The sequence below is a fragment of the Arthrobacter sp. NPDC056493 genome (genome assembly GCF_042795115.1).
In the GTDB taxonomy this organism is placed as follows: Bacteria; Actinomycetota; Actinomycetes; order Actinomycetales; family Micrococcaceae; genus Arthrobacter.
In genome coordinates this window covers 24856-48558 of the sequence record NZ_JBHTSL010000029.1, presented here as the reverse complement: position 1 = coordinate 48558, position 23703 = coordinate 24856, and the positions used below count along the sequence as shown (strand labels likewise).

General features: G+C 67.8%; 23 protein-coding genes. 9 read left to right on the top strand and 14 right to left on the bottom strand.

Annotated elements, in window-relative coordinates; all coding sequences use genetic code 11:
• Position 1: 1 nt before the first annotated feature.
• The 6 genes from ACFQ50_RS13210 to ACFQ50_RS13185 form a co-directional block, all read right to left on the bottom strand.
• The gene (locus ACFQ50_RS13210; protein ID WP_377995999.1) at positions 2-991 is read right to left on the bottom strand and encodes an aldo/keto reductase; all 990 of its coding nucleotides are present in this window, start codon (positions 989-991) and stop codon (positions 2-4) included.
• A gap of 76 nt (positions 992-1067) precedes the next feature.
• The gene (locus ACFQ50_RS13205) at positions 1068-1895 is read right to left on the bottom strand and encodes an ATP-binding cassette domain-containing protein (protein WP_377995998.1); all 828 of its coding nucleotides are present in this window, start codon (positions 1893-1895) and stop codon (positions 1068-1070) included.
• Complete coding sequence (locus ACFQ50_RS13200; RefSeq protein WP_377995997.1) at positions 1888-2790, bottom strand: ABC transporter ATP-binding protein; 903 nt, start codon at positions 2788-2790, stop codon at positions 1888-1890. Before ACFQ50_RS13200 ends, ACFQ50_RS13205 begins: the two co-directional genes overlap by 8 nt.
• A 1-nt stretch (position 2791) precedes the next feature.
• On the bottom strand, positions 2792-3697 hold the full coding sequence (locus tag ACFQ50_RS13195) for an ABC transporter permease (RefSeq protein WP_377995996.1): 906 nt from the start codon (positions 3695-3697) through the stop codon (positions 2792-2794).
• Positions 3694-4629 (bottom strand): ABC transporter permease, encoded by a 936-nt coding sequence (locus ACFQ50_RS13190; RefSeq protein WP_377995995.1) that lies wholly within the window; start codon positions 4627-4629, stop codon positions 3694-3696. Before ACFQ50_RS13190 ends, ACFQ50_RS13195 begins: the two co-directional genes overlap by 4 nt.
• A 3-nt stretch (positions 4630-4632) precedes the next feature.
• Positions 4633-6207 (bottom strand): ABC transporter substrate-binding protein, encoded by a 1575-nt coding sequence (locus tag ACFQ50_RS13185; protein WP_377995994.1) that lies wholly within the window; start codon positions 6205-6207, stop codon positions 4633-4635.
• A gap of 192 nt (positions 6208-6399) precedes the next feature.
• On the opposite strand from ACFQ50_RS13185, the gene pdxA reads away from it, so the two are divergent.
• Entirely contained in the window at positions 6400-8754 is a 2355-nt protein-coding gene (gene pdxA / locus ACFQ50_RS13180) for a 4-hydroxythreonine-4-phosphate dehydrogenase PdxA (RefSeq protein ID WP_377995993.1), read from the top strand.
• Between the two features lie 63 nt (positions 8755-8817).
• Here the strand turns inward: pdxA and ACFQ50_RS13175 are convergent, their stop codons facing one another.
• From ACFQ50_RS13175 to ACFQ50_RS13160, 4 genes are all read right to left on the bottom strand, one after another.
• Positions 8818-9594, bottom strand: a complete 777-nt coding sequence (locus ACFQ50_RS13175; RefSeq protein ID WP_377995992.1) for an SDR family NAD(P)-dependent oxidoreductase — start codon at positions 9592-9594, stop codon at positions 8818-8820.
• A gap of 35 nt (positions 9595-9629) precedes the next feature.
• Positions 9630-11012, bottom strand: coding sequence for an MFS transporter (locus ACFQ50_RS13170; RefSeq protein ID WP_377995991.1), 1383 nt, complete (start codon positions 11010-11012; stop codon positions 9630-9632).
• 120 nt (positions 11013-11132) lie between these two features.
• Positions 11133-12155 carry a PHP domain-containing protein gene (locus tag ACFQ50_RS13165; protein ID WP_377995990.1) on the bottom strand — a complete coding sequence of 341 codons (1023 nt, stop codon included), beginning with the start codon at positions 12153-12155 and terminating at the stop codon, positions 11133-11135.
• A 6-nt stretch (positions 12156-12161) separates the two neighbouring features.
• The gene (locus ACFQ50_RS13160; protein WP_377995989.1) at positions 12162-12539 is read right to left on the bottom strand and encodes a VOC family protein; all 378 of its coding nucleotides are present in this window, start codon (positions 12537-12539) and stop codon (positions 12162-12164) included.
• Between the two features lie 180 nt (positions 12540-12719).
• Between ACFQ50_RS13160 and ACFQ50_RS13155 the strand changes: the two genes are divergently transcribed.
• The 8 genes from ACFQ50_RS13155 (at position 12720) to ACFQ50_RS13120 (ending at position 18755) form a co-directional block, all read left to right on the top strand.
• Positions 12720-13379, top strand: a complete 660-nt coding sequence (locus ACFQ50_RS13155; protein ID WP_377995988.1) for a hypothetical protein — start codon at positions 12720-12722, stop codon at positions 13377-13379.
• Positions 13380-13472: 93 nt separating this feature from the next.
• Positions 13473-13943 carry a hypothetical protein gene (locus ACFQ50_RS13150; protein ID WP_377995987.1) on the top strand — a complete coding sequence of 157 codons (471 nt, stop codon included), beginning with the start codon at positions 13473-13475 and terminating at the stop codon, positions 13941-13943.
• 79 nt (positions 13944-14022) lie between these two features.
• Positions 14023-14490, top strand: coding sequence for an SRPBCC family protein (locus ACFQ50_RS13145; protein ID WP_377995986.1), 468 nt, complete (start codon positions 14023-14025; stop codon positions 14488-14490).
• Between the two features lie 38 nt (positions 14491-14528).
• Entirely contained in the window at positions 14529-15143 is a 615-nt protein-coding gene (locus ACFQ50_RS13140; RefSeq protein WP_377995985.1) for a TetR/AcrR family transcriptional regulator, read from the top strand.
• 121 nt (positions 15144-15264) lie between these two features.
• Positions 15265-16188, top strand: coding sequence for an AEC family transporter (locus ACFQ50_RS13135; RefSeq protein WP_377995984.1), 924 nt, complete (start codon positions 15265-15267; stop codon positions 16186-16188).
• Positions 16189-16284: 96 nt separating this feature from the next.
• Positions 16285-17457, top strand: a complete 1173-nt coding sequence (locus ACFQ50_RS13130) for a cytochrome P450 (RefSeq protein WP_377995983.1) — start codon at positions 16285-16287, stop codon at positions 17455-17457.
• The gene (locus ACFQ50_RS13125) at positions 17454-17834 is read left to right on the top strand and encodes a nuclear transport factor 2 family protein (RefSeq protein ID WP_377995982.1); all 381 of its coding nucleotides are present in this window, start codon (positions 17454-17456) and stop codon (positions 17832-17834) included. The genes ACFQ50_RS13130 and ACFQ50_RS13125 overlap by 4 nt, the downstream gene beginning before the upstream one ends.
• Positions 17835-17921: 87 nt before the next feature.
• Positions 17922-18755: a hypothetical protein gene (locus ACFQ50_RS13120; protein WP_377995981.1), complete on the top strand. Its 834-nt coding sequence runs from the start codon at positions 17922-17924 to the stop codon at positions 18753-18755.
• Here ACFQ50_RS13120 and ACFQ50_RS13115 read toward each other — a convergent pair.
• The 4 genes from ACFQ50_RS13115 to ACFQ50_RS13100 form a co-directional block, all read right to left on the bottom strand.
• A complete protein-coding gene (locus tag ACFQ50_RS13115; protein WP_377995980.1) occupies positions 18710-19921 on the bottom strand; it encodes a fumarylacetoacetate hydrolase family protein in 1212 nt (403 codons plus the stop codon). The genes ACFQ50_RS13120 and ACFQ50_RS13115 overlap by 46 nt on opposite strands.
• Complete coding sequence (locus tag ACFQ50_RS13110) at positions 19918-21429, bottom strand: aldehyde dehydrogenase (NADP(+)) (protein WP_377995979.1); 1512 nt, start codon at positions 21427-21429, stop codon at positions 19918-19920. Before ACFQ50_RS13110 ends, ACFQ50_RS13115 begins: the two co-directional genes overlap by 4 nt.
• The gene (locus ACFQ50_RS13105; RefSeq protein WP_377995978.1) at positions 21426-22772 is read right to left on the bottom strand and encodes an L-fuconate dehydratase; all 1347 of its coding nucleotides are present in this window, start codon (positions 22770-22772) and stop codon (positions 21426-21428) included. Before ACFQ50_RS13105 ends, ACFQ50_RS13110 begins: the two co-directional genes overlap by 4 nt.
• A gap of 196 nt (positions 22773-22968) precedes the next feature.
• Positions 22969-23691, bottom strand: a complete 723-nt coding sequence (locus tag ACFQ50_RS13100; RefSeq protein ID WP_377995977.1) for a GntR family transcriptional regulator — start codon at positions 23689-23691, stop codon at positions 22969-22971.
• Positions 23692-23703 lie beyond the last annotated feature (12 nt).

The window sequence follows — 23703 nt, the reverse complement described above, 5'->3', positions numbered from 1 at the left end:
ATCAGCGGTTGTAGGCCGGCATGGGTCCGCGGAGGCTGGAGCCGACGGCGTCGCACGCGGCCGCAACGTCTTCGGGCAGCGGCCCCTTGGCCACGGCGGCGATGTTGGCCCGGAGCTGCTCCGCCTTCGAGCCGCCGAGCAGCATCGAACCGACGCCGTTCCGGTAGGCGAGCCAGCGCAGCGACAGCTCGGCGAGGGTGATGCCCGCCCCGTCGGCGATGCCGGCCAGGGCGTTGACGGCCTCGAACAGCTGCTGGTTCCAGTAGCGCTGGGTGTACATGGCAGCCAGCTTGGAATCGCCGAAGCGGCCTTCGGAGGGCTTGGCCTCGAAGCTGTGTTTTCCGGTGAGCAGGCCGCCGCCCAGCGGGTTGTAGACCATGGTGTGGACGTTGTGGGTGGCGGCGAACTCGAGGTATTCCTCCTCAACCCGCCGGGCCACCAGGTTGTAGAGCTGCTGCGCCACGACGGGCTTAGGCGCACCCACCTCGCGGGCAACGTGGATCACGTCGGCGATCTGCCAGGCCGCGAAGTTGGAGACGCCCAGCGCCCCGATCTTCCCTTCCGCGGCGAGGTCCGCCACGGTGCGAAGGGTGTCCTGCAGCGGGGTGGCACGGGCCGGCTGGTGCAGGTAGAACAGGTCGATGCTGTCCACGCCGAGCCGGCGCAGGCTGCCCTCCACGCTGTTGCGCAGCCCTTGCGGGGACAGCGGAGTGTGCTGGCCGTGGTCTGCGTGCGGCATGCCGGCCTTGGAAGCGAGGATGACCTCGTCGCGGCGCCCCTTGAGGAGGCGGGCGAGCATCTCCTCCGTCACACCGCCCACGTAGGCGTTGGCCGTGTCGATGGTGGTGATGCCGGCGTCGAGCGCCTCCTCCACCATGCGTCCGGCGGTGGCCTCATCGGCGGTGTCGCCGAACGTCATGGTGCCGAGGACCAGCCGCGAGATGGGAAGCTTCAGTCCTTCCACCGGGGTACCTTCTGGCTGCTTGCTCATGCGTTGATTCTCCGTGGTTGCAGTGTCGGTGTGATTGCGGTGTCTGTCGGGTCAGGAGCCGGCCTGGCGGGCCGGTTCAGGCGCCCTTCAGGGCCAGCGAGCGGACCACGTGGCGCGGCTTGAGGCCGCGCATGGTGGACGGGTCGAGGGCGGCACGGCGCAGTTTGCGGGTGTAGTCCTCCTTGGGCGCGGTCAGCACGGATGCAGTGCTGCCGGACTCCACGAGCTTGCCGCGCTGCATGACCATGACGCTATCGCTGATCTCCTGCACCACGCCAAGGTTGTGCGAGATGAACACGTAGGTGATGCCGGTTTCGTCCTGGATGGACTTCAGCAGGCGCAGCACCTGGGCCTGTACGGACACGTCCAGGGCGCTCGTGGCTTCGTCGCAGACCAGCAGCTCCGGCTTGGAGGCGAGCGCGCGGGCGATGCCGATGCGCTGCCGCTGGCCGCCGGAGAACTCCGCGGGATGGCGGTCCAGGGACCTGGCAGGCAGGCCCACCTGGTCGATCAGCTTCGCGGCTTCCTTGTGCCGCTCGGCCTTGGACCGGACGCCCTGCAGCTTCAGCGGTTCCGCCACGATCTCCTGGGCGGTGAGGTGCGGGTCCAGGGAGCCGTACGGATCCTGGAAAACCATCTGGAACTTCGAACGGAGCGGACGCAGTTTCGCTTCGCTCATCGAGGCAATGTCCGTTCCGTCCAGTTCGATCCGGCCGCTGGCCGGCGTCACCAGCCGCATCAGCGCCTTGGCGATGGTGGACTTTCCGCAGCCGGATTCACCGACGACGGCGATCGTCTTGCCCTTGTCCACCGAGAAGGAGACGTCATCCACGGCACGGAACGTTCCGCCCGGCACGTGGTAGTCCACCACGAGGTTCTCGACGGAGAGGAACGGCTTAGTCATGCTGGCCTCCGGTGCTGGTCAGGGCGGCGTCGCCGGCCGCGGTTGTAGTGGACTTCGGGTCGATGGTGCCTGCCGGGGTCTCGTCCCACGGCCCCAGGACCGGCACGGCGGCCAGCAGGTTGCGGGTGTACTCGGTAGCCGGGTGCTCGACGACCTGCTGGACGTCGCCGGACTCCACGAAGGAGCCGTCCTTCATGACGTGGATCCGGTCCGAGATGAGCCGGGCCACGCCGAGGTCGTGGGTGATCATCAGGATGCCGATGCCGCGCTGTTCCTGAAGCTCCAGCAGCAGGTCCAGGATGCCGGCCTGCACCGTGACATCCAGCGCCGAGGTGGGTTCGTCGGCCACCAGCAGCTGCGGTTCGCTGGCCAGGGCGATCGCAATCAGCACGCGCTGGAGCATGCCGCCGGAGAGCTGGTGCGGGTACTTCTTCAGCTGCACCTCCGGTGTGGGAATGTGCACCTGTTCCAGCAGCCGGACGGCGCGGGCCCGGACGGCGTCCTTGTCCTTGGAGGCGGCGCCGGCGATCCGGATGGCCTCCGAGAGCTGGCTGCCGATCGAGTGCACGGGGCTGAGCGCGGTCATGGGGTCCTGCGGAATGAGCGCGACGGTCCGGCCGCGGACCTTGTCGATGGCCTTGGGTGCGGCCACCACGTCCGCGCCGTCGATGAGCACGGTGCCGGAAAGTACCGCCAGGTCCTCCGGGAGCAGGCGCAGGATGCCCATCGCCGTCGTCGATTTTCCGGAACCGGATTCACCGATGATGGTGACGGTTTCGCCGCGGTGGATGCTGAAGTTCACCGAATCCACGGCCCGGATGATGCCGGCGTCGGTGATCAGCTCCACCTGGAAGTCGCGGACCTCGAGCAGCGGCTGTTCCTTATTGGCGTTCATGTCAGGCACCCTTCTTCTTGCGGCGGGGACGGTCGCGGAGGCCGTCGCCCAACAGGTTCACGCCCACCACCATCAGCACGATCACCAGGCCGGGCAGGGTGACCATCCACCAGGAGGTGGTGATGTAGTCCTGGCCGTCGGAGATGATGCGTCCCCAGGTGGCGAACGGACGCTGGGGGCCGGCGCCGAGGAAGCTGAGTGCGCTCTCGAGCAGGACGGCCTGGGCCAGGAGCAGCAGCACCACGAGGGTTGCCTGCTTGATGACGTTCGGGATGATGTGCTGGAGGAGGATCTGGACACGGTGCAGGCCCAGGATGCGCGCCGCGGAGACATACGGTTTTTCGCGTTCCACCAGCACCATGGACCTGGTCAGCCTGGCCACTTCCGGCCATTGCGCAATGGCGATGACGAACGTGATCACCGGGATGGACGGGCCGAAGAGCGCCACCACCAGGAGCAGCATCATGAGTAGCGGCAGGGACATCTGGGCTTCGAGGACTCGGGAGACCACCGTATCCACCCAGCCGCCGAAGTAGCCGGCGGCGGCACCGAGGATGATGCCGATGGCGCCGGAGACCACCACGGCCAGGATGCCGATGGTCAGGGACACCTGGCCCCCGTGCAGGACGCGGGAGAGCAGGTCGCGGCCCAGCTGGTCGGTGCCGAACAGGTGGCCGTCCACCAGCGGGGCAAGCCGGCGGGCGGAGAGGTCCTGGTGGTTGGCGTCCGGCAGCGGAAGCACCTGGGCCAGCAGGATGGGAATGATGACCAGCAGCGTGCAGACGGCTCCGATGCGCAGTTTCCACTTGGCGGCGTTGCGGCGGCGGGTGGCCCCCGCCTTGGCGGCGAGTTCCTTGGTGACGGCGCTCGGGGACGGTGTGCGTGTTGCGGTGTCGCTGAGGCTCATGCTGCTGCCGCCTTTCCAAGACGAACGCGGGGATCAAGAAGCGGGTAGGCGAGGTCGATGACGAGCTGGACAGCTACCGCCAGCAGCGACGTCAGCAGGACGGTCGCCTGGATGAGGGGGTAGTCGCGGGTTTCGAGGGCCCGGACAATGAGGGAGCCGACGCCGGGCCAGGCGAACACGACTTCCACCACCACCACGCCGTTGAGCATGGCCGCGAAGCGGGTGCCCAGGGCGGTGAAGACCGGGATGGCGGAGTTGCCCATGGCGTAGCGCCAGGTCAGCGCCGGGCTGCCCACTCCCCTGGACCGCGCCACGGTCAGGTACGGGGCCGCGAAGTTGGCGGTCATCTCACGCCGGACCATCCGCGAAATCAGTGCGATCTGCAGGATGGCGATGGTGAGCGTGGGAAGCACCAGCCCGCCCCAGGTGGCAAAACCGGACGCCGGGAAGATCGGGATCAGGACGGCGAAGCCGGTGAGCAGCATGATGCCGGTCCAGAAGTCCGGCATGGACTGCCCGGCGATGGTGAGGACGTTGACACCGAGTTCCCGGTTGGTGTCCGGGCGGCGGGCCATCCACACGCCCAGCGGGATGGCGATCACGGCGGTGAGGAGGATGGCCGCGGTGGCGAGGGTCAGCGTGTACGGCATCCGCTCGGCCACCACCTGCATGGCCGGCGCCTGGAAGGAGTAGGAGGTGCCGAGGTTGCCGGTGAACAGCTGCTGCAGGAAGATCCAGTACTGCTCCAGCACCGGCCGGTCCAGGCCGAACTGTTCGCGGACCCTGGCCAGTTGCTCGGTGGTGGCCAGCGGACCGGCGTAGGACACGGCCGGATCACCGGGGGCCAGGCGGATCAGGACGAAGACCGTGGAGACCGTCAGGAACACGGTCAGCAGGCCTTGGCCCAGCCGCTTGAGGATGTACGTGGTCATGACTCAGGCCTCCAGCCGGACGTCAACAAGGGGGTAGGAGTTGGTGGGCGCAAGCGCCAGGTCCGCCACGCGCTTCTGGTGGGCGAGCACCGACTTCGGAACGAAGGCCCAGGCACACGGCCAGGTGTCCCAGATGGCCTTCTGCGCGGTGGCGAGCAGCTGCTGCCGGCGTACCGGATCCACCTCGGAGGATGCGGCCTGGATCTTTGCCTGCACGTCCGGGACCACGTAGCCCTGGTACGTGTCGCGGGTCTTTTCCTTTTCCGCGGTTCCGGCGTACATGCCCTGCATCATGGTGATGGCCAGGCCGGTGGGGCTGCTGAAGCCGTTGCCCAGCAGGTCCCAGTCGCCCTGCTTGCCCTGGCGCCAGGCCAGGATGTTGCCGCCGGGTTCGAACTGCTGCAGCTGGGTCTTCACGCCGATGTTGCCGAACATCTCCACCAGCGCCTCCATCACGGAGGTGTCGGAGGCGAACTCGCCGGTTTCCCAGATGATCTTCAGGTTCAGGTCGGCGACGCCGAGGCTCTTCAGCGTGGCCTTGGCCTTTTCGGGATCGTAGGTGTAGTTGCCCGTCTTGGCGAAGCCGGTGAGGCTGGAGGGGACCACGCCCTCGGCTTCGCTGACCGAATCCACCAGGACGTCCTTGACCAGAGCCTCGCCGTCGATGGCCCAGCTGAGGGCCTCGCGGACCTTCGGATCGGCCAGCGGGTGGCCGGCGGGCTTGCGGAAGTTGTAGAAGATCTGGTTCAGCCGGAGGCTGGACGCCTCTGCCAGGACGACGCCGGGAAGTCCGGCCAGCTGCTCGCGCGAGTCAGGCGTAATGGAGTCGATGACGTCCACCTCGCCGCTGCGCAGAGCAATGACGCGGCTGGATTCCTCCGGAAGGAAGCGGACCTCGACGTTGTCCACCTTGGGGGCCGGGCCCCAGTAGTTCTCGTTGCGCTTGAGGCTGTAGGTGCCGGCGCCGCGGTTGAACTTGGTCACCACGTACGGCCCGGTGCCCACGCCCTCCTGGAGCTCCTCCGGCTTGTTCTTGGCTGCCGGGCTGATCAGGATCATGCTCATCAGCGAATCGAGGATGGGAATGGGGTTCTTGGACTCCATCCGGAACGTCCTGTCATCCACCGGGACCACCGTGGGGAATTCCGGGAAGAACCCGGCGACGAAGGAGCCCTGCACCTGCTGGTACATCTTCAGTGCCGTGGCAATGTCCTCGATGGCCACCGGGGTGCCGTCCGAGTAGCGGACGCCTTGGCGGAGGCGCACCGTCCACGCGGTGGGCGAGGTCATCTCAAAGCGGTCCGCGAGGACCAGGATCGGCTTGGTTTCGGGGCCGATGGCGGTCAGTCCCTGCCGCACGGCACGCTGGACGGTGACGGCGGCGTCGAACTGGTTGAGCTTGTTGTCCAGGCTGACGAGGGACCTGTTGAGGGCCAGCGTCAGGGTGCTGGGTCCCGGCAGGCCCGTGGGGCCGGCACACCCGGCCAGGGAGCCTGTGCCCAGGAGAAATCCGGCGGCTGCGCCAAATTGCAGGAGGCGGCGCCGTGAGATCTCACTTCCTTGAGGAAGAACGGTCATCGTTGACCTCTCGGTTGAATGGGACGGCTGGCGGCCGGATGGCCTCGCCGTGTTACGTGCATCACTCTGCCACCTCTGCGCGAAATGCGCAACCGGTCTAGCGCAATTCGCGCAGGCATGCCATCATGGTGCTACTCGATCCACGGAAGCTTGATCCACAGAAGCTTGATTCATAGAAGAAGGGAGGACGACGTGACTGCAGTCCTCATCCAGGCCGATGACTTTTCCGGCGCAGCAGAAGTAGGGCAATGCTTTGCGGCCCAGGGGCTGGACACACGGCTCCTCCTGTCCGCCGCGGAGGCGGGCACGGTTGCTGAACGCACAGACGCCGCCAGCCGCCCCGAGGTTATGGTGGTTGACACGCACTCGCGGGCTGTCGCCCCGGAGTCCGCAGCCACGGTTTCGGCAGCCGTCTTCGGCAGCACCACTGCAGACAGCGCAGGCGTTCTGTTCAAGAAAATCGATTCCCTGTGGCGGGGCAACATAGGCCCGGAACTCGCGGCACTTTCAGCTCTCGGCCACCACGTTGTGGTGGCCGGCGCACTCCCCCAGCTGAACCGGACAGTGGCCGGCGGCCGGCCCTTTGCCGACGGCGTCCGGCTGGACCGCACCGACCTCTGGCGGGCAGAGGCAACCGCCCCGCCCGCGGAGATTGCGCAACTGCTGGGCCCGGGCGCTGCGGTGCGGCTTGCGGGGCTGTCCGCGGTGCGTTCGGGCGGACTGGCGGACTTTCTGACGGAGGCCCTTACCGGTGCAGCTTCGGGGGCCACTCCCGCCGCCGTGATCGTCGACGGCGAGACTCCGGCCGACCTCGAGGCCGTCGCGGACGCGCTGCTGGAACTGGACTTCAGGGCCGGCGGACGGCGCATCGTGCTGGCCGGGACCGGCGGCATGGCCCTGCTCCTAGCGGCGAAACTGGGCAGCAACTCTGCGCGGAACGCGCAAAAACAGGAGTCAGATGGCCTGACGTCGGCGGGCGCACCCCGGCCGGTGCTGGCCGCCGTCGGCTCCGCCTCGGCACAGGCCGCGGCGCAGCTGCGGAACCTGGAAGCCTGCGGCTTCACCGCCCTGCACATTGCTCCGGACGAGCTGAAGCGTCCGGAGGATTTCCGCCCAAGGCTCGGCGAGGCGCAGCTGCTGCTGGCGGCAGGCAAACCCGCAGCCGTTACTGTCAGCGCCGGCGTCGTCAATCCGCAGGAGTCTGGCAGGATCGTGCGGAACCTGGCGGAACTGGTTGCCGCGGCGGCGGCAGGTCCCGGGCCGGCGGCAGACCTGATTCTCACCGGCGGCGAAACGGCCCGCGAGGTACTCGACGCCCTGGGTGTCCGCTCACTTACCCCGCTCGCGTCAGTACAGCACGGCGCCGTGGTGAGCCTCTCCGACGACGGACGGCTGGTAGGCACCAAGCCTGGCAGCTTCGGCGACAACGACGCCCTCGCCCAGCTTTACTCAGTCATCAAAGACCTCCGGTCTTCCAACAGCCCTTCCCATCCCTCCCACACACCTGGAGCACCAATGACATCTGCAGTGAACGCAACCGCACAGGACACCCGGCCCTTCATCGCCGTGACCATGGGCGACGGCGCCGGCGTGGGCCCCGAGGTGACCGTGGGTGCCCTTCTCGACGGGAACGCCTACCGCGACTGCCGCCCGGTGGTCATCGGCGACGTGCACCGGCTGCAGCTGGGCGCCAAGGCGCTGGGCGTGGAGGCGGACATCGTCGAGGTGGAGACCGTGGGTGAGGCTGTCTTCGACGCCGGCCGGATCAACGTGATCGACCCGAAGCTGCTTTCCGCCGACCTGCCCTGGGGCCAGGAGTCCGCCGAGGCCGGCAACGCGGCCTACCACTACATCCGGATCGCGTGCGAGCTGGGCATGGCCGGCCAGGTCCAGGGCATCTGCACGGCGCCCCTGAACAAGGCGGCCCTGCACAAGGCCGGACACATCTACCCGGGCCACACCGAACTGCTCGCGCACTTCATGGGCATCGAGGAAGTGTCCATGATGCTGTCCACGCCCAAGGTCAAGGTCATCCACGTGACCACGCACATCGGCCTCATCGATGCCATCAACAGGATCGAGCCCGGCCTGGTGGAACGGACCGTGCGCCGCGGCCACGAAGCCATGCAGCGTGCCGGCATCGCCAACCCGAAGATCGGCGTGTGCGCCATCAACCCGCACGCCGGCGAGAACGGGCTCTTCGGTTACGGCGAGGAGGCCGAGAAGATCACCCCGGCCGTCGAGAAGCTCCAGGCCGACGGCATCGACGCCCGCGGCCCGCTCCCGGCGGACACGGCGTTCTTCCTGGCCGGGCGCGGCGACTACGACCTCATCGTGGCCATGTACCACGACCAGGGCCACGGACCCATCAAGGTCCTCGGCATCGAGGCCGGCGTCAACATCACCGTGGGCCTGCCCGTCATCCGCACGTCCGTGGACCACGGCACCGCCTTCGACATCGCGGGCAAGGGCATCGTGGACGTGCGCAGCATGATCGAGGCGCTGCGCCAGGCCGCCGAGATGTCGCCCAGCCCCGCGGCAGCCTGAGCCACCCCCAGGCAGGGCACCCAGTCAGCCTCCCCGTCTGGACAACCCGGCAGGGGCAGCCCGTCAGGAGATCTGCAGGCCGCCGTTGATGTCGTAGGTCGCGGCGGTGATGTAGCCGGCGTCCTCCCCCATCAGGAACGCCATGAGGGCGGCGATGTCGCGGACAGTGCCCACGCGGCCCACGAGGATGTCCCGGGACATGTCGGCCTTGCGTTCGTCGGTCAGCGTGCCGCCCATGATATCGGTGTCCACGGGGCCCGGGGCGATGCAGTTGACGGTGATGTTGTGCTGCCCCATCTCCCGCGCGAGCGCCCGGGTGAAGCCGATGATGGCTGCCTTCGACGAACTGTACGCCACCTTGGAGTAGGTGCCGCCGCCGCGCTGCGCGGAGATGGACGAGACGCTGACCACCCGGCCGAGCCTGCGCTCGATCATGCCGCGGAGCACGCGCTGGGTGACCAGGAACGTTCCGGTCATGTTGATCCGGAACACCCGCTCCCAGGCCTCGAGCGTCTCGTCCATGAACTCCGTGGGCGAACTGATGCCGGCCAGGTTCGCGAGCGCCACGATGGGCGGCATGTTGGCCTCCACCTCGTCGATGGCGGCGTTCACGGTGGCCTGGTCGGAGACGTCGGCGCCCACACCCCTGGCCAGGACGCCGTACACGGAGGAGATGTCCTCCGCCGCGCGCCGTGCCGCATCGCCGTCGATATCGAGGATGGCCACGGACCAGCCCCCGCTGGCGAGCATTTCCGCCGTCGCCCGCCCAATGCCCCGTGCGGAAGCGGCCCCGGTCAGCACCGCGGTGCGTTCAGCCGGGAACGTGTCGTGGTGCGTCATCTCGGTGATCCCCTCTAGTGATTGGTGTCGTCGGACTAGTACTTGCTGTCGCCGAACTCGTCGGCCGCCACGGCTTCTTCACCCACGGCCGCATGCGTGCCGGGCTTGACGTGGCCTTCCGGGCGCCGGCGGGCGTACAGGAAGGTGGCGACGGCGGTAACAGCAAGGCAGGCGGCCAGGAAGACCAGGCCGGAACGGTTGTCGCCGGTGGCATCGTTGAGCACACCGACGATGTACGGCGCCACGAAGCCGCCCAGGTTGCCGAGCGAATTCACCATGGCCAGGCCGGCCGCCGCTGCGGCTCCCACCAGCGCGGTGGACGGCATCGCCAGGAACGGGGCGATGGCGGAGTAGATGCCCATCGCCGCCAGGGTCAGGGCGATCAGGGCCAGGATGGCGTTGACCTGCACCAGGCTGCCGGCAGCCACCAGGCCGACGGCGGCCATCACCATGCTGATGCTGGCATGCAGCACGCGGTTGCCGGTACGGTCCGAACGCCGGCCCCAGTAATAAACGAACACAGCGGCGATGGTGTACGGGATGGCGACGATGAAGCCCACCTGGGTGGTGCTGAACTTGCCCAGTGCGGCCACGATGGTGGGCATCCACAGGCCCAGGCCGTAGATTCCGCAGACCAGCCCGAAGTACAGGGCCGAGTAGGCGATGGTGCGGGGATCCTTCAGGCCGGCGAGGAAGTGGTGCGGCTGGCCCTTTTGCTTGTGCGCGAGTTCCTCGTCCATGGTCCGGGTGAGCCATTCCCGTTCGTCCGCGGCCAGCCAGTGCGCGTGGCTTGGCTTGTCCGTCATGAGGAGCGGAGTGAGCAGCCCGAGGAGTATGGCCGGGATGCCTTCGATGATGTACAGCCACTGCCACCCGTGCAGGCCGGCGACGCCTTCCATCTGGAGCAGAAGGCCTGACACCGGGGCGCCGAGGGCGTTGGAGACCGGCTGGGCGAGGATGAAGATGCCCAGCACCAGCACACGCTGCGGGGCGGGGAACCACAGGGTCAGGTAGAAGAGGATGGCGGGGAAGAAGCCGGCCTCGGCCGCGCCGAGCAGGAAGCGGATGACGTAGAAGGTGGTCTCCCCGTTCACCAGTGCCATGGCCGTGGCGAAGATGCCCCAGGAGATCAGGATGCGGGCGATCCACCTCCGTGCGCCGAACCGGTACATGCCGGCATTGCTGGGGATCTCCAGCAGCGCGTAGCCGATGAAGAACATGCCCGCGCCGAGGCCGTAGGCCGCTGCACTGAGGCCGATGTCCGCACTCATGGTCAGCTTGGCGAAACCGACGTTGTTGCGGTCCAGGTACGCCACAAAGTAGAGCAGCACGATGAGCGGCATGAGGCGGCCGCGCACTTTTCTCAGGGTCCGGTGGCCCAGCTCGTCCAGATGGTTCGCCGGATTCATAGCGGTCATGGTGCACCTCGCAAGGAGAGACGGGTCCGCCGGGGTTCCTCGACGGAACAATTAAGGTGTACCACTCCGTTCATGGATAGTCATGATGCTTACTAAATTATTAGCCGGGGCGCTCCGCCGCTAGTTCCTGCTGTTCAGCCACTCCAGGAGCCGGTCCAGCGGCCACGTGGTGATGATCCGTTCGGCCGGAACACCGTTGCGTTCGGCCCGCTCGGCGCCGTACTGCAGGAAGTCGAGCTGGCCCGGGGCGTGGGCGTCGCTGTCGATGCTGAACAGGCAGCCGGCCCCGAGTGCCAGCTGAATCAGGTTGTCCGGCGGATCCTGCCGTTCCGGCCGGGAGTTGATTTCGACGGCGACATTGGCTTCCGCGCAGGCCGCAAAGACCCGCCCGGCATCGAATTCGGACTCGGGCCTGGTCCCGCGGGACCCCTGCAGCAGGCGGCCGGTGCAGTGGCCCAGCACGTTGGTGTGGGGATCGGAGATGCCGCCGAGCATCCGCTCCGTCATGGTGCTCCGGTCCGAGCGGAGCTTGGAGTGCACGCTGGCCACCACCACGTCCAGCCGGTCCAGCATCTCCGGCGTCTGGTCCAGCTCGCCGTTTTCCAGGATGTCCACCTCGATGCCGGACAGCAGCCGGAAGCCGCCGTCGGCGTCGCCGTTCAGCCCTGCCACCACGTCCAGCTGCTCGCTGAGTCGCTCCGCAGTCAGCCCGTTGGCAATCTTGAGGTTCGGTGAGTGGTCCGTCAGGGCAAGGTATTCCCGGCCCAGATGCCGGGCGGCGTCGGCCATCAGCTCCGGTGGCGAACCGCCGTCGGACCAGTCGCTGTGGCTGTGCAGGTCGCCGCGAAGCAGCGGGCGCAGCCCGTCTCCCCCGGCGGCGAGGGGTTTGGCGCCGCCCTGCCGCAGCTTTTCCAGGTAGTCGGGCACGTCGCCGTCCACAGCCTGCCGGATCACGGTGAAGGTGGTGTCCCCGATCCCCTTCGTCCGCTTGAGCCTGCCGTCCCGGGCCCGTTCCGCTACCTCTTCCGGTGTCAGTCCGCTGATGACGCCGGCCGCCTTCCGGAATGCCTGGACCTTGAACGTCGGCGCGGCGGAGCGCTCGAGCCAGAAGGCAATCTCGTTGAGGGCGTCGGCGGCGTCCATGCAGTGCTAGTCCTGGTGCAGCTGGATGTAGTTGCCGCAGCCGTCATCGAACACTGCGGAGATCCCGGAGGGATCCTCCGCGGGCTCGCCACGGAACTGGACGCCGGCGGCGGCCAGTCGCTCATACTCGGCCCTGACGTCCGGTGCGCCGAAGACGATGGCGGGGATCCCGGCGTCGTACAGGCCCTTGCTGTAGGCGGAGGCGATGGGGTTGTCGCTGGGCTCCAGCAGCAGGCCCACGGTGCCGGCCGCTCCCGGGTCTTTGACAATGAAGAGGTTGCGCTCGGGCATGGCCATGAGAGTCTCGAAGCCGAGGGTCTCCGTGTAGAAGGAGTGCGCCCCGGCAGGGTCCTGGACATGGATGCTGCACATTTTGAGTCGCATGGCGCCTACGCTACGCCGCACGGCCGCAGCTGCAAACCGCCGGGCCGCCCGGGCTTCGCCGCATGGGACCTGGCTGCACCCGTTGACCGGGCGCTGCCCATTGACCGGCGCCTCCGCAGGCGATGCAATTTAACTGCGGCCCGAATTGCCGGGCAGCGCCCGTCCTTGGGAGGTGCAGTGGTGCCCGCAGTTTCCGAAGCCGCCCCCTTGGGGCTGCTGCAACTGGTCCTCTGGAGCGCAGTGCTGGTGGCCGCCGTCGCCTGCACGGTTTTCGTGGTGCGCCACCATTTAAGGACGTCCGACGGCGACAGTCCGGACCTGCTGTTCTGGGACCTTTTCGGCGGCGCGGTGGTGATCGCCCCGGCCCTGCTTATTCCCGCGGTGGCTTCGCCACTTGCCGGGCTGGCGCTGGCCGCCGTGGCGGGGGTGAGCGGCGTTGCCGCCTACCGCAGCAGCCCTGCGGTGCTTTCCTGGTACGACTCCCGGCGGCGCCGGCGGGTGGACGGCCCGCGGTGCCGGGTGGCCGCCGGCGTGCATGATGAGATCCTCGGCCGCTGGGCGCGCTATGAACTCGACCCTGCACTGGCCATCAGCTACCCGGACCTGGCGGACGTCCGGCGGCCCGAAACCGCTGCTTTTGTGAAAGCCCTCCGGGAGGCCGAGACGTTGAAGACCCTCGCTGATCCCGGGTATCCACACGCCGTCGAGCGGCTCGGGCTGGCGCTGGACTGCGCGGAAACCGCCGCGGGCGTCCCGGCAGACCTTCGGCCTGCGCCGATTACAGGTACAACGGGGTTCACAGGCACCGCGTCGTTCACAGGCCCAGCACAGCGGCGGTGAAGCCGCATCACACACCGGAATCGGACTATTTTCCCAGGCCGCACCAGCGGCCGGCCCGGTCATCGGCCGGGTCCGGAGAATAGGAGATTCAGAATGGCCAAAATCAACAAGATGACGGCGGGGATAGTCCTTGCTGCCGCCGTCGGGGGCGGGGCGATCGGGGCCGCGGCCCTCCCCGCCATGGCGGACAGCAGCACCGCGTCCTCGACGTCGGCGAACGCGCAGGGCGGCTACGGAGGCGCTGGCTACGGAGATGCCGGTGGCAGCGGCGGCCCCCGCGGCCAGCACCAGGCTAACGGGAAGACCGAGGAAATCCTGACGGGCGACACCGCTGCCAAGGTCGAGGCCGCCGTCAAGGCCGCCCAGCCCGGCGCCACCATCGAGCGGATGGAAACGGACGCCGACGGCGCCACCTACGAAGCCCACATCACCAAGGCGGACGGCACCCGTGCCACCGTCCTGTTGAATGCAAACTTCGCAGTCACCGGCACCGAGGAGGGCTTCGGCGGTCCCGGCGGGCGCGGCGGCCCGCAGGACTCCGGCGACGCCGCCGCCAACAGCTAGCGGCGGCCGCAAAAAACGGCCCGCTGCATCTCCCGGGTTGCAGCGGGCCGGTTTGGGGGCGCGGCCTTAGGATGGGGCCATGTCAACGTACTCAGTCTCGCGCAGCACAGTCATCCCCGCCCCTGCCACGGCCGTGTTTCCGCTGGTCAACAGCTTCCGCGAGTGGCCCAAGTGGTCGCCGTGGGAGGCCGTGGACCCGGACATGAAGCGGACCTACTCCGGCGCGGAATCGGGCGTCGGCGCCAAGTACGCCTGGAGCGGCAACCGCAAGGCAGGTGCCGGCAACATGGAAATCGTTGAGTCGCAGGAACCTGATGTCATTCGGATCCGGCTGGAGTTCACCAAGCCGTTCCCGGGAGTGAACCCCACCATCTTTACGTTCGTTCCGGAGGGCGGCGGCACCCGCGTCACCTGGGCCATGACAGGCGAGCACAAGGGCATTGGCAAGGTTTTTGCACTGTTCATGAACATGGACAAGATGGTGGGCGGCGACTTCGAGAAGGGGCTGGCATCGCTGGCCACTGCCGCCGGCAGCGGTCAGGCCTAGGAGCGCACCGTTCACCAACCGGCAGAGGGGCAAGGCGCATGAAGCCAGCAGCGGCGCCACGGCAGCGTCGCCTCCGGCAGGATTCAATCCGCAACCAGCAGGAACTCGTTGTGGCTGTCGGCGAACTGCTCCGCGAGGACCCGGATTCGGCGACCATGCCCGCCGTGGCTGAACGCGCGGGCCTCTCGCTGGCGACTGCCTACCGGTACTTTCCTACGCTCGATGAGCTTCACCGCAAGTTCATGCTGAGCGTCATCGACGGGCTTTACGAGTCAACGAGGGGTCTGCAAAGCAATGGAATGGACCGCTTCAAAGACACCATGGCGCAATGGCTTAAGGTGGTGGCCGAGTACGGCCCCGCCATGGTTCTGGTCCGCTCCCGCGAAGGGTTCCTGACGAGGCTGCGGGCGGGCGAACCTCACGCCCGCGCCCTTGAACGGGTATGGGGGCCGCCCGTGCGGCAACTGCTCGAGGAAGCCAACATTGACGGGAGCCAGCTTCCTTACGCGCTCTCCCTGTTCAACGCCATGTTCAACTCCAGGGAAATCATGGATTTCCGGGCGGTGGAAAGCATGCCGGACGGGCAGCTCGTGCAGCGGTGCAGCCGCCTCTACTGGAATGCCCTTCAGGGACTGCGCGGCACCAAGGACTGACCCGCCACCCCGGACGGCCGGGTCTCTTCGAACGCGATCCGGCACTAAATAAAACTGTAGTCTTAGATAAGCGCCGACCGGCCGGCGTCGTAATGGCTAGAAAACGATTGAGGACAGCGGCTTGGATGGAGTCTTAAAGGGATTCTTTGTGGTGGGCATGGTCCTGCTTGTCGGCTACATTTTGGCCAGGACGAACGCGCTCGGCCCCCACGGAACCAAGGTGCTGTCCACCCTGACGTTCATGGTGGGGCTGCCGAGCCTGATGTTCTCCACGATCGCTTCACGACACATCTCCGAAGTCCTCAGCCCCACCGGCCTCATCTCGGTCGTCACGGCACTTTGCTGCATGGCGCTGTTCGCGCTCAGCGGGACGGTCGGCAGGTGGGGCGTCCGGCGCACCACGGTCGGCGCGCTGGCCACGGGAATCGTCAATTCCACGAACCTCGGCGTTCCGCTGTCCCTGTACATCCTGGGCAGTGCCACGTTCGTAACCCCCATCATGCTGTTCCAGCTGGCGCTCGTGACCCCGGTGGCGCTGACCATCCTGGACCTGACCGATCCCGAGGGGAAAAGGGCGTCTGTGGGGAGCATCCTGACCACTCCCCTGCGCAACCCCGTCACGGTGGCGGCCATTCTCGGCGTCATCGTCAGCGCGGCCGGGCTTGAACTTCCTGCACTGGTGCTGGATCCGCTGAAGCTGGTTGCCCAGCTGACGGTTCCCTTGATGCTGATCATCTTCGGCATGTCCCTCCACGGCCTGTCACCGCGCCAGGGCACGGTGGACCGCGTCCCCACGCTGTTCGCGGTGATCCTCAAGTCGGGGGTCCAGCCGCTCCTCGCATGGCTGCTGGCCGTGTTTGTGTTCCACCTCGATACGTTCAGCACCTTCGTGGTCACGGCCTGCGCGATCCTTCCCACCGGCCAGAATGTGGTCCTCTACGCGGTCCGGTACGGCGTGGGCCAGAACCTTGCGCAATCGACGGCGGTGATTACGTCTGCCCTTGCCGTCCCGCTGCTGCTCGGGGCTGCCTGGATGTTTGGCTGAGTCCCGTTGGTTTATGTCCCGCCCGCGCTACTGACGGCGGCCACCTTCGCGGAATAGACTCGGCTCCTACGGGCCAGTGTCCCAGGGAGGCCAGCCATGGACTTGCGACGCGATGATGAGTCACCACTGAACCCCTTCCCGCACTACGAGAGGATGCGGGAATCCGCCCCCGTCTTCCATGACGAGCAGTCCGGAACCTGGCATGTGTTCCGGTACGACGACGTCCAGCGGGTTCTGTCAGAACACGGCACCTTCTCGTCAAGAATGGGAGGGGACGATCCGTCCGAAACAGGCCAGCTCTTCGCGGCGAGCCTGATCACGGCCGATCCGCCCAGGCACCGGCAGTTGCGTTCCCTGGTGACCCAGGCGTTCACGCCCAGGGCAGTCGAGGCGCTTGCTCCGCGCATCTCGGCACTGACGGAGGAGCTGCTGGATGGAATTGCCCCGAAAGGATCGGCCGATCTCATCGAGGAGCTGGCCTACCCGCTGCCTGTCATCGTGATCGCGGAGCTCATGGGCATCCCCGCCGAGGACCGCGACCGCTTCAAGACCTGGTCAGATGTCATCGTCAGCCAGACGCAGACCGGAGCCCGGACCGCCGACCACAGCACCACCAACCGGGAAATGACCGAATACTTCCTGGCCCTCATTGAACACCGCAGACGCCAGCCCGGAAATGACCTGATCAGCAACCTGCTGCTGGCCGAGATCGAAGGGCAGAAACTCAGCGTGCCCGAGCTGCTGGGCTTCTGCAGCCTGCTGCTCGTGGCCGGAAATGAGACAACCACCAACCTGATCGGCAACGCCGTCCTCTGTTTCACGGAAGCGCCGGGAGCGATGGAGCGGCTTCGCGCCGAAGCGCCCCTGCTCCCCCAAGCCATCGAAGAAGTGCTGCGCTACCGCTCTCCGGTCCAGTCGATGTACCGGGTGGCTGCGGCTGACACCACGGTGGGCGACACCCGGATTCCGGCCGGTGCGCCGCTGGTGGCCTGGATTGGCTCGGCCAACCGCGACGGGCGCCAATTCGAGCGGCCCGAACAGTTCGACGCCGGCCGGGCACCAAACAGGCACCTCGCCTTCGGCCACGGCATCCACTTCTGCCTGGGTGCCCCGCTGGCCAGGCTCGAAGCCAGGATCGCGCTGCAGGGCATTCTGGACCGGCTCCCGGAACTGAGCCTCACTCCGGGAGCACACCTCGAACGGATGGACAGCACCATCGTTTACGGAGTCAAGGAGCTGCCCGTCAGCTGGCAGGGGGCCGGCAGATGACCACTCTCAGCGACGCAGCCCCCGAAGTCCTGCAGCGCTACTACCGAATCCTGAGCGCAGGAATCGAAGCCTACGATCCGGCCGGCGAGCTTGGAACGCTCCTCGCGGACGACCTGGAGTTTGAAGGTCCGCTGGCCGGCAAGCGCAGAGGGGCCCAAGGCTTCTGCCAGGGCGTCAAGGGCTTCATCGCCAATGTCACGGCGATCGATGTCATCCAGGAAGTCCACGGACCGGACGGATCGGCAACGCTTTACGATGCCGGCATGCCCGGCGGGACAGTGCGTTTCGCCGAATTCTTCAGCATCAGCGACGGCAGGATCACGGCACTGCGGATACACTACGACGCCGCCGACTACACCCGGAAGGGCGGCCGCTGACCGCAGGCCCGGATGCGGGGCCTCTTGACCCGGCCTCCTTCGGCACCGATGCTGGTGCTTCGTTGTGTTGCCGCCAGAGGAAGGCCGATGATGTCCGCTACTCGATCCGTTCTGTCCCGTTTCCGTTGGCTACCGGTGCTGGCCGCCACCGTCCTGCTGCTGCTTCCGGCCGTCCCGGCCCAGGCAGCCGCCGCGGGAGTCGGTAACGATGTTTCCTGGCCCCAGTGCGGCAAGGCCCTGCCGAAGGGGCAGGCCTTCGGCATCGTGGGGGTCAACAACGGCCTCGCAAACACCACGAACCCTTGCCTCGCCACCCAGCTGACGTGGGCCGGGTCCTCGTCGGGCACCACGGGACAGCCCAAGGTGGCGCTGTACGTCAACACCGCAAACCCCGGATTGGCCGGCAGCTGGTGGCCCACCAGCAACACCTATGCCGGAACGGCGGTCTTCAACCCGTACGGCCAGTGCAAAGCGAACGAGGTCGGCCCGGCCTGCTCCTACATGTACGGCTGGGCCAAGGCCTACGACGACGCCTACATCCGCGGCATCAGCAACCCGTCAGGCTATACGTGGTGGCTGGATGTGGAAACCGGCAACTCCTGGTCCGCCGACAAGACGGCCAACCGGGCAGACCTGGAGGGAATGGTCGCCTTCTTCGGCAGCATCAACGCGAAGGCAGGCATCTACTCCACCGCCACCCAGTGGGCCCAGATCGCCGGCACTGTTCCGGCAACCAGCCCGCTGTACACGCTCCCCAGCTGGCTGCCCGGGGCCAGGACCCTGACCGCGGCCAGCCGCAACTGTTCCAGTGCCGCACTGACCGGCGGCGGCAAGGTCTCACTCACGCAGTACGTCTCCGGCGGCTACGACAACGACTACTCCTGCATCTGGCCACCGCCGGTGGCTGCACCCTCGGGCTGACGCTGTTGCGCGAGGTAGCCAAACAGCTGCCGCAGGCCGAAGGTCCACTCCGGCAGCTCCTCGGCCGCGCCCACCCGGTTGATGAGGGCGCCGAGGTGGCGGCTCCGGATGGTCACAACATCGCCGTGCTTGTGCGTAAACCCCTGCCCGGGCTCGTCGCGGTCCTGGGTCGGCGCGAACAGCGTGCCGGTGAACAGGGCGAAGCCGTCAGGGTACTGGTGGTGCCTGCCGCGGGTGGCCGCCACGAGCTCCTCGAACGGCCTGCTGATCCGCGCCAACGTGTTCCGCCCCTCAAGCCGGTAGCCGTCCGGGCCTTCGACGCGGAGCAGGATCTCCTCCTCGCGGAGGGTATCGAGGGTGAAGCCGCCGTCGAACAGCCGGATCAGCGGCCCCAGGGCGCTGGACGCGTTGTTGTCCTTGGCCTTGCCCAGCAGCAGGGCGCTGCGGCCCTCGACGTCGCGCAGGTTGACGTCGTTGCCCAGCGTGGCTCCCACCATCTCGCCGCGGGACGTGGCGATCAGCACCAGTTCCGGTTCCGGGTTGTTCCAGGAGGAGAACTGCGGGATGCCGATCCCGGCACCCAGGCCCACCGAGGACAGCACCGGGGCCTTGGTGAACACCTCCGGGTCCGGCCCGATGCCCACCTCGAGGTACTGCGACCAGAGACCCTCGGCGATCAGGATCCGCTTGGCCTCGGCCGCCTCCGGGGACCCGGGGCGGACCATGGTGATGCTTCCGCCGAGTGCCTGCCCGACCAGCTCGCGCATCCCGGCCGCGCGCCCGGCGTCGCCGGCACACCGTTCCTCGATCACGCGCTCAATCATGCTGTCCACGAACGTCACGCCGCAGGCCTTGATGACCTGCAGGTCCACCGGCGCGAGCAGATGCGGGCGGGCGGTGTCCCCCGCCAGCGAGGCCTCGACGACGTCGGCGGCAACCCACCGCTGTTCGGCCAGCGACGGATCCCGGAGCGCCGCGCGGACGGCGGCGGCGGGATCAGGCAGTTCGAGCAGTTCCGACACTGTGCCGGCCAGGCGGGTCAGGTCGACGGCGAAGTCTCCGCTCAGTGCCACCACACGCGGACCGCCGGTGGCGGGGTCCCAGACCCGGCCAATCAGCAGCGCCTGGTCCGCGTCCTCCGGAAGGACGTCCCGGGCGGCGCTCACAGCGCACCCTCAGGAGCACCCGGTGGCCGGCGCCAGGCGCCGTCCACCCGCTGCGGCACGTTCCACGGGTTGCTGTCCCGCAGCGGCTCCGGCAGCCGGGCCGCAGGGAACGACTGGTATGCCACCGGCCGCAGGAAGCGCCGGATGGCGGCCGTCCCCACGGAGGTGGTGGCCGACGTCGTCGCCGGGTACGGACCCCCGTGGTTCTGCGCGTAACTGACCGTGACTCCGGTGGGCCAGCCGTTCCACAGCACCCGGCCACTGATGTCGGTGAGCCGGGCGGCCAGTTCAGCCACGTCGTCGTCCTCCTCGGCCTGCAGCGTGGTGGTCAGCTGACCCTCGAGCAGTTCGGCCAGAGCGGGAAGTTCATCCTCATCCTCGTATTCGACCACCAGGCTGGCCGGGCCGAACATCTCCTGCCGCAGGATGCCGGGATCGCTGCGCACGGCATCGGCCGTAGTGCGCAGGACCGTGGGCGCTGGCGCCGCGGCGAAGTCTCCCTCGAGCAGCACGTCCACGCCGGCAGTGCCGCTGAGCCGGCGGACGGCGTCAGTGTAGCCGCCATGTAGCCGTTCGCTCAGCAGCTGCGCCGGGCTGAACCCTGCCAGCGCTCCGGCGAGGACGCCGCGCAGCTCCCCGGGCCCTGCGACGGATCCGGCGGCAGGAACGAACAGCAGCCCCGGCTTGGTGCAGAACTGGCCCATGCCGAGGGTGAAGGATCCGGCGTAGCCCGCGAGGATCTCCTCGCGGCGGCCCACCCAGGCCCTCGGCGTGACGAAGACGGCGTTGATGCCGCCCAGTTCGCCAAAGAACGGGATGGGCTCGGACCGCGCGGCGGTGCGGTCCAGCAGCGCCCGGCCACCCGCCGTCGAGCCTGTGAAGCCGATGGCCTTGACCAGCGGGTGGTCCACCAGCGCTTCGGCGGCCCGCCGTCCGGTAACCAGGGAGAACAGGCCCGACGGCGCCCCGGCAGCGTCCAGCGCGGAGGTCACCGTCTCAGCGGTGCGGGCCGCGAGCCCGCGGTGTCCGTCGTGCGCCTTGTGCACAACGGCGCAGCCGGCCGCGAGAGCCGACGCACTGTCCCCGCCCATCACGCTGAACGCGAAGGGAAAATTGGACGCTCCGAAGACGCCTACGACGCCGAGGGGAACGTTGTAGCGCCGCAAGTCCGGCCGCGGCCCCATGCCCCAGTGGGGATCGGCGTGGTCGATCGTGGCGTCGAAGTGCTCGCCCTGCAGGATCTCGGCTGCGAAGAGCCGGAGCTGGAAGACCGCGCGCCTGAGCTCACCCTTCAGGCGGGGAATGCCCAGATGGGTTTCCCGGGCGGCGATCTCCACGAGCGCGGCCGCGTCCTGTTCCAGGCCGATGGCCACGGCCTCAAGCCAGGCCCCCCGCGTAGCCGGATCCGCCGCCCGGGCCTTTTCGAAGGCGGACTGCGCGGACTCCACCGCCGCGTCCAGCTCCACGACGGCGGTGGGCTGCCCGGCGTCGGTACCCGCGCCGGTCATCGGGCGGCCCCCGCGGGAACGAGGTTTGCTCCGGTGACGGCAGCCCGGCTGCCCACTTCCTGCCAGCCGGAGCCTGCCGGGAATTCCCAGCGGGTGCGGGAAGCGCTCAGCATCTCGGCCCCGGTGCCGGGGAGAACCGGGGCGGCATACCGTCCGTTGGTGATCCGGACGGGCTCGGCGAAGTGCTCGTGGAGGTGGTCGACGTATTCGATCATGCGGCCCTCCTGGCTGCGGCTGATGACGGCGTAGTCGAAGAAGGAAAAGTGCTGGACCAGTTCACACAGGCCCACGCCGCCCGCGTGCGGGCAGACCGGAACGCCGAACTTGGCCGCGAGCAGGAGGATGGCGATGTTCTCGTTGACGCCGGCCACGCGGGTGGAATCGAGCTGGAGGACATCGATGGCGCCGGCCTGCAGCAGCTGCTTGAACACGATGCGGCTGGCGACTGCCTCACCGGTGGCCACCCGGACCGGTGCAACGCCTCTCCGGATATCGGCGTGGCCCAGGATGTCGTCGGTGCTGGTGGGCTCTTCGATCCAGTACGGGTTGAATTCCGCCAGCTGGTTGACCCAGCCGACCGCTTCGGACACTTCCCAGCGCTGGTTGGCATCAATCGCGATCGGCAGGTCGCCGACGGCTTCGCGGGCGAGGGCCATGCGGCGGCGGTCATCGCCGATGTCGCCGCCTACCTTCAGCTTGATCATGGAGAATCCGTCCGCGGCGGCCTCTTTGCTCAGCCGCACCAGTTTCTCGTCGCTGTAGCCGAGCCAGCCGGGTGAGGTGGTGTACGCCGGATATCCGCCAGCCGTGAGTTCGGCGATGCGGGCAGCTTTCCCAGCCTGGCCCGCCCGAAGAATCTCCAGCGCCTCCTCGGGGCTGAGGGCGTCCCGGATGTGCGTGAAGTCAACGACGCTCACGAGCTCTTCCGGGCTCATATCGCTGAGCAGGAGCCACAGCGGCTTGTTTTCGCGGCGCGCCCGGATGTCCCACAGGGCACTGACCAGCGCGCCGCAGGCCATCTGCGTCACACCCTTCTCCGGCCCCAGCCAGCGCAGCTGGGAGTCGTGGACCAGGCGCCGGGACGCGCCGCCCAGGTCATGGATCAGTTCGTCGATGTCCAGGCCCACGAGGAGGCGTGCGTAGGCATCGATGGCGGCGGTGAGGATCTCGTTGCCGCGGCCGCAGCTGAAGACGAAGCCGTGGCCCTCGTCGCCCGCGTCGGTGCGGATGACCACGTAGGCGGCGGAGTAGTCCGGGTCAACGTTGACCGCGTCGGAGCCGTCGAGTTCAAGAGACGTGGGGAACCGGACGTCCTGGGTGCTGATAGAGGTGATGGAAGGCATGGTGCTTCTTTCGGATGTTCGGACTGGCAGAGGCTGGACTGGCGATTTCCTATATGAATTTCAGCAATCATATAGGAACTGTGATCCAAATCAATAGCCTTTCCGCCCTCGCGTTCCAGCCACCCCTCCGACCAAGCACGAAAAACCCCGGCGCAGCGGCCGGGGTTTGACTGGCGGCGCCGAAGCATCGGCCCCCCTATTTGATGATCCGCTTCCCGGGCGGCCCGACGTCCTCCAGCGGGGCCAGCTCACCCTCAAACGCCTGGGCGAACCTGTCGAAAGAGTTGCGGATATGCCGGGTCATGGCAGCCTCCGCCGCCTCGGGATCACATGCCTCGATGGCGTCCGTGACGGCGGAATGCTCCGCCACGGTGATGGCGCCGTCCACATCCGCGGGATAAAGCCGGAAGGTATGGAGATGGCAGTGCGTCTGTGCGAAGGCGTGCCGGACCACGGGATTCCCCGAGGCGGCCAGGATGGTGTCGTGGAAGCGGGTGTCGTGCGCCACCAGATCCTGGCGCAGGTCCTTCGTAACGCCCATGGTTTCCCGGAAGACGGCGAGCTCCCTCTCCAAGGCGGACGCCGGATTGGCCAGCCGGTCGACGGCTGCGGCCCGGGCCGCCCAGGGTTCCACGAGGAGCCGGAATTCAAACAGCGAGCGCAGCTCGGCCAGATCCAGCAGCGGCGTGGTGCTGTACCCGCGGCCGGGGCTGTAGACCACCAGATTGTCGCCTTCCAGGCGCTGGAGCACCTCGCGGACCGGCGTCTGGGAAACACCGAGGCTGCGTGAGACCGCGTCGATGTTGATGCGGGCGCCAGGGGCCATGTCCCCCTCAAGAATGGCAGCTCGCATGGACGCATAGACGTCGCTGACGGCCGCCTTTCCGCGGGAAGTATCGGACGGTTGACGTGGTGGCACGCGGTTACCTCG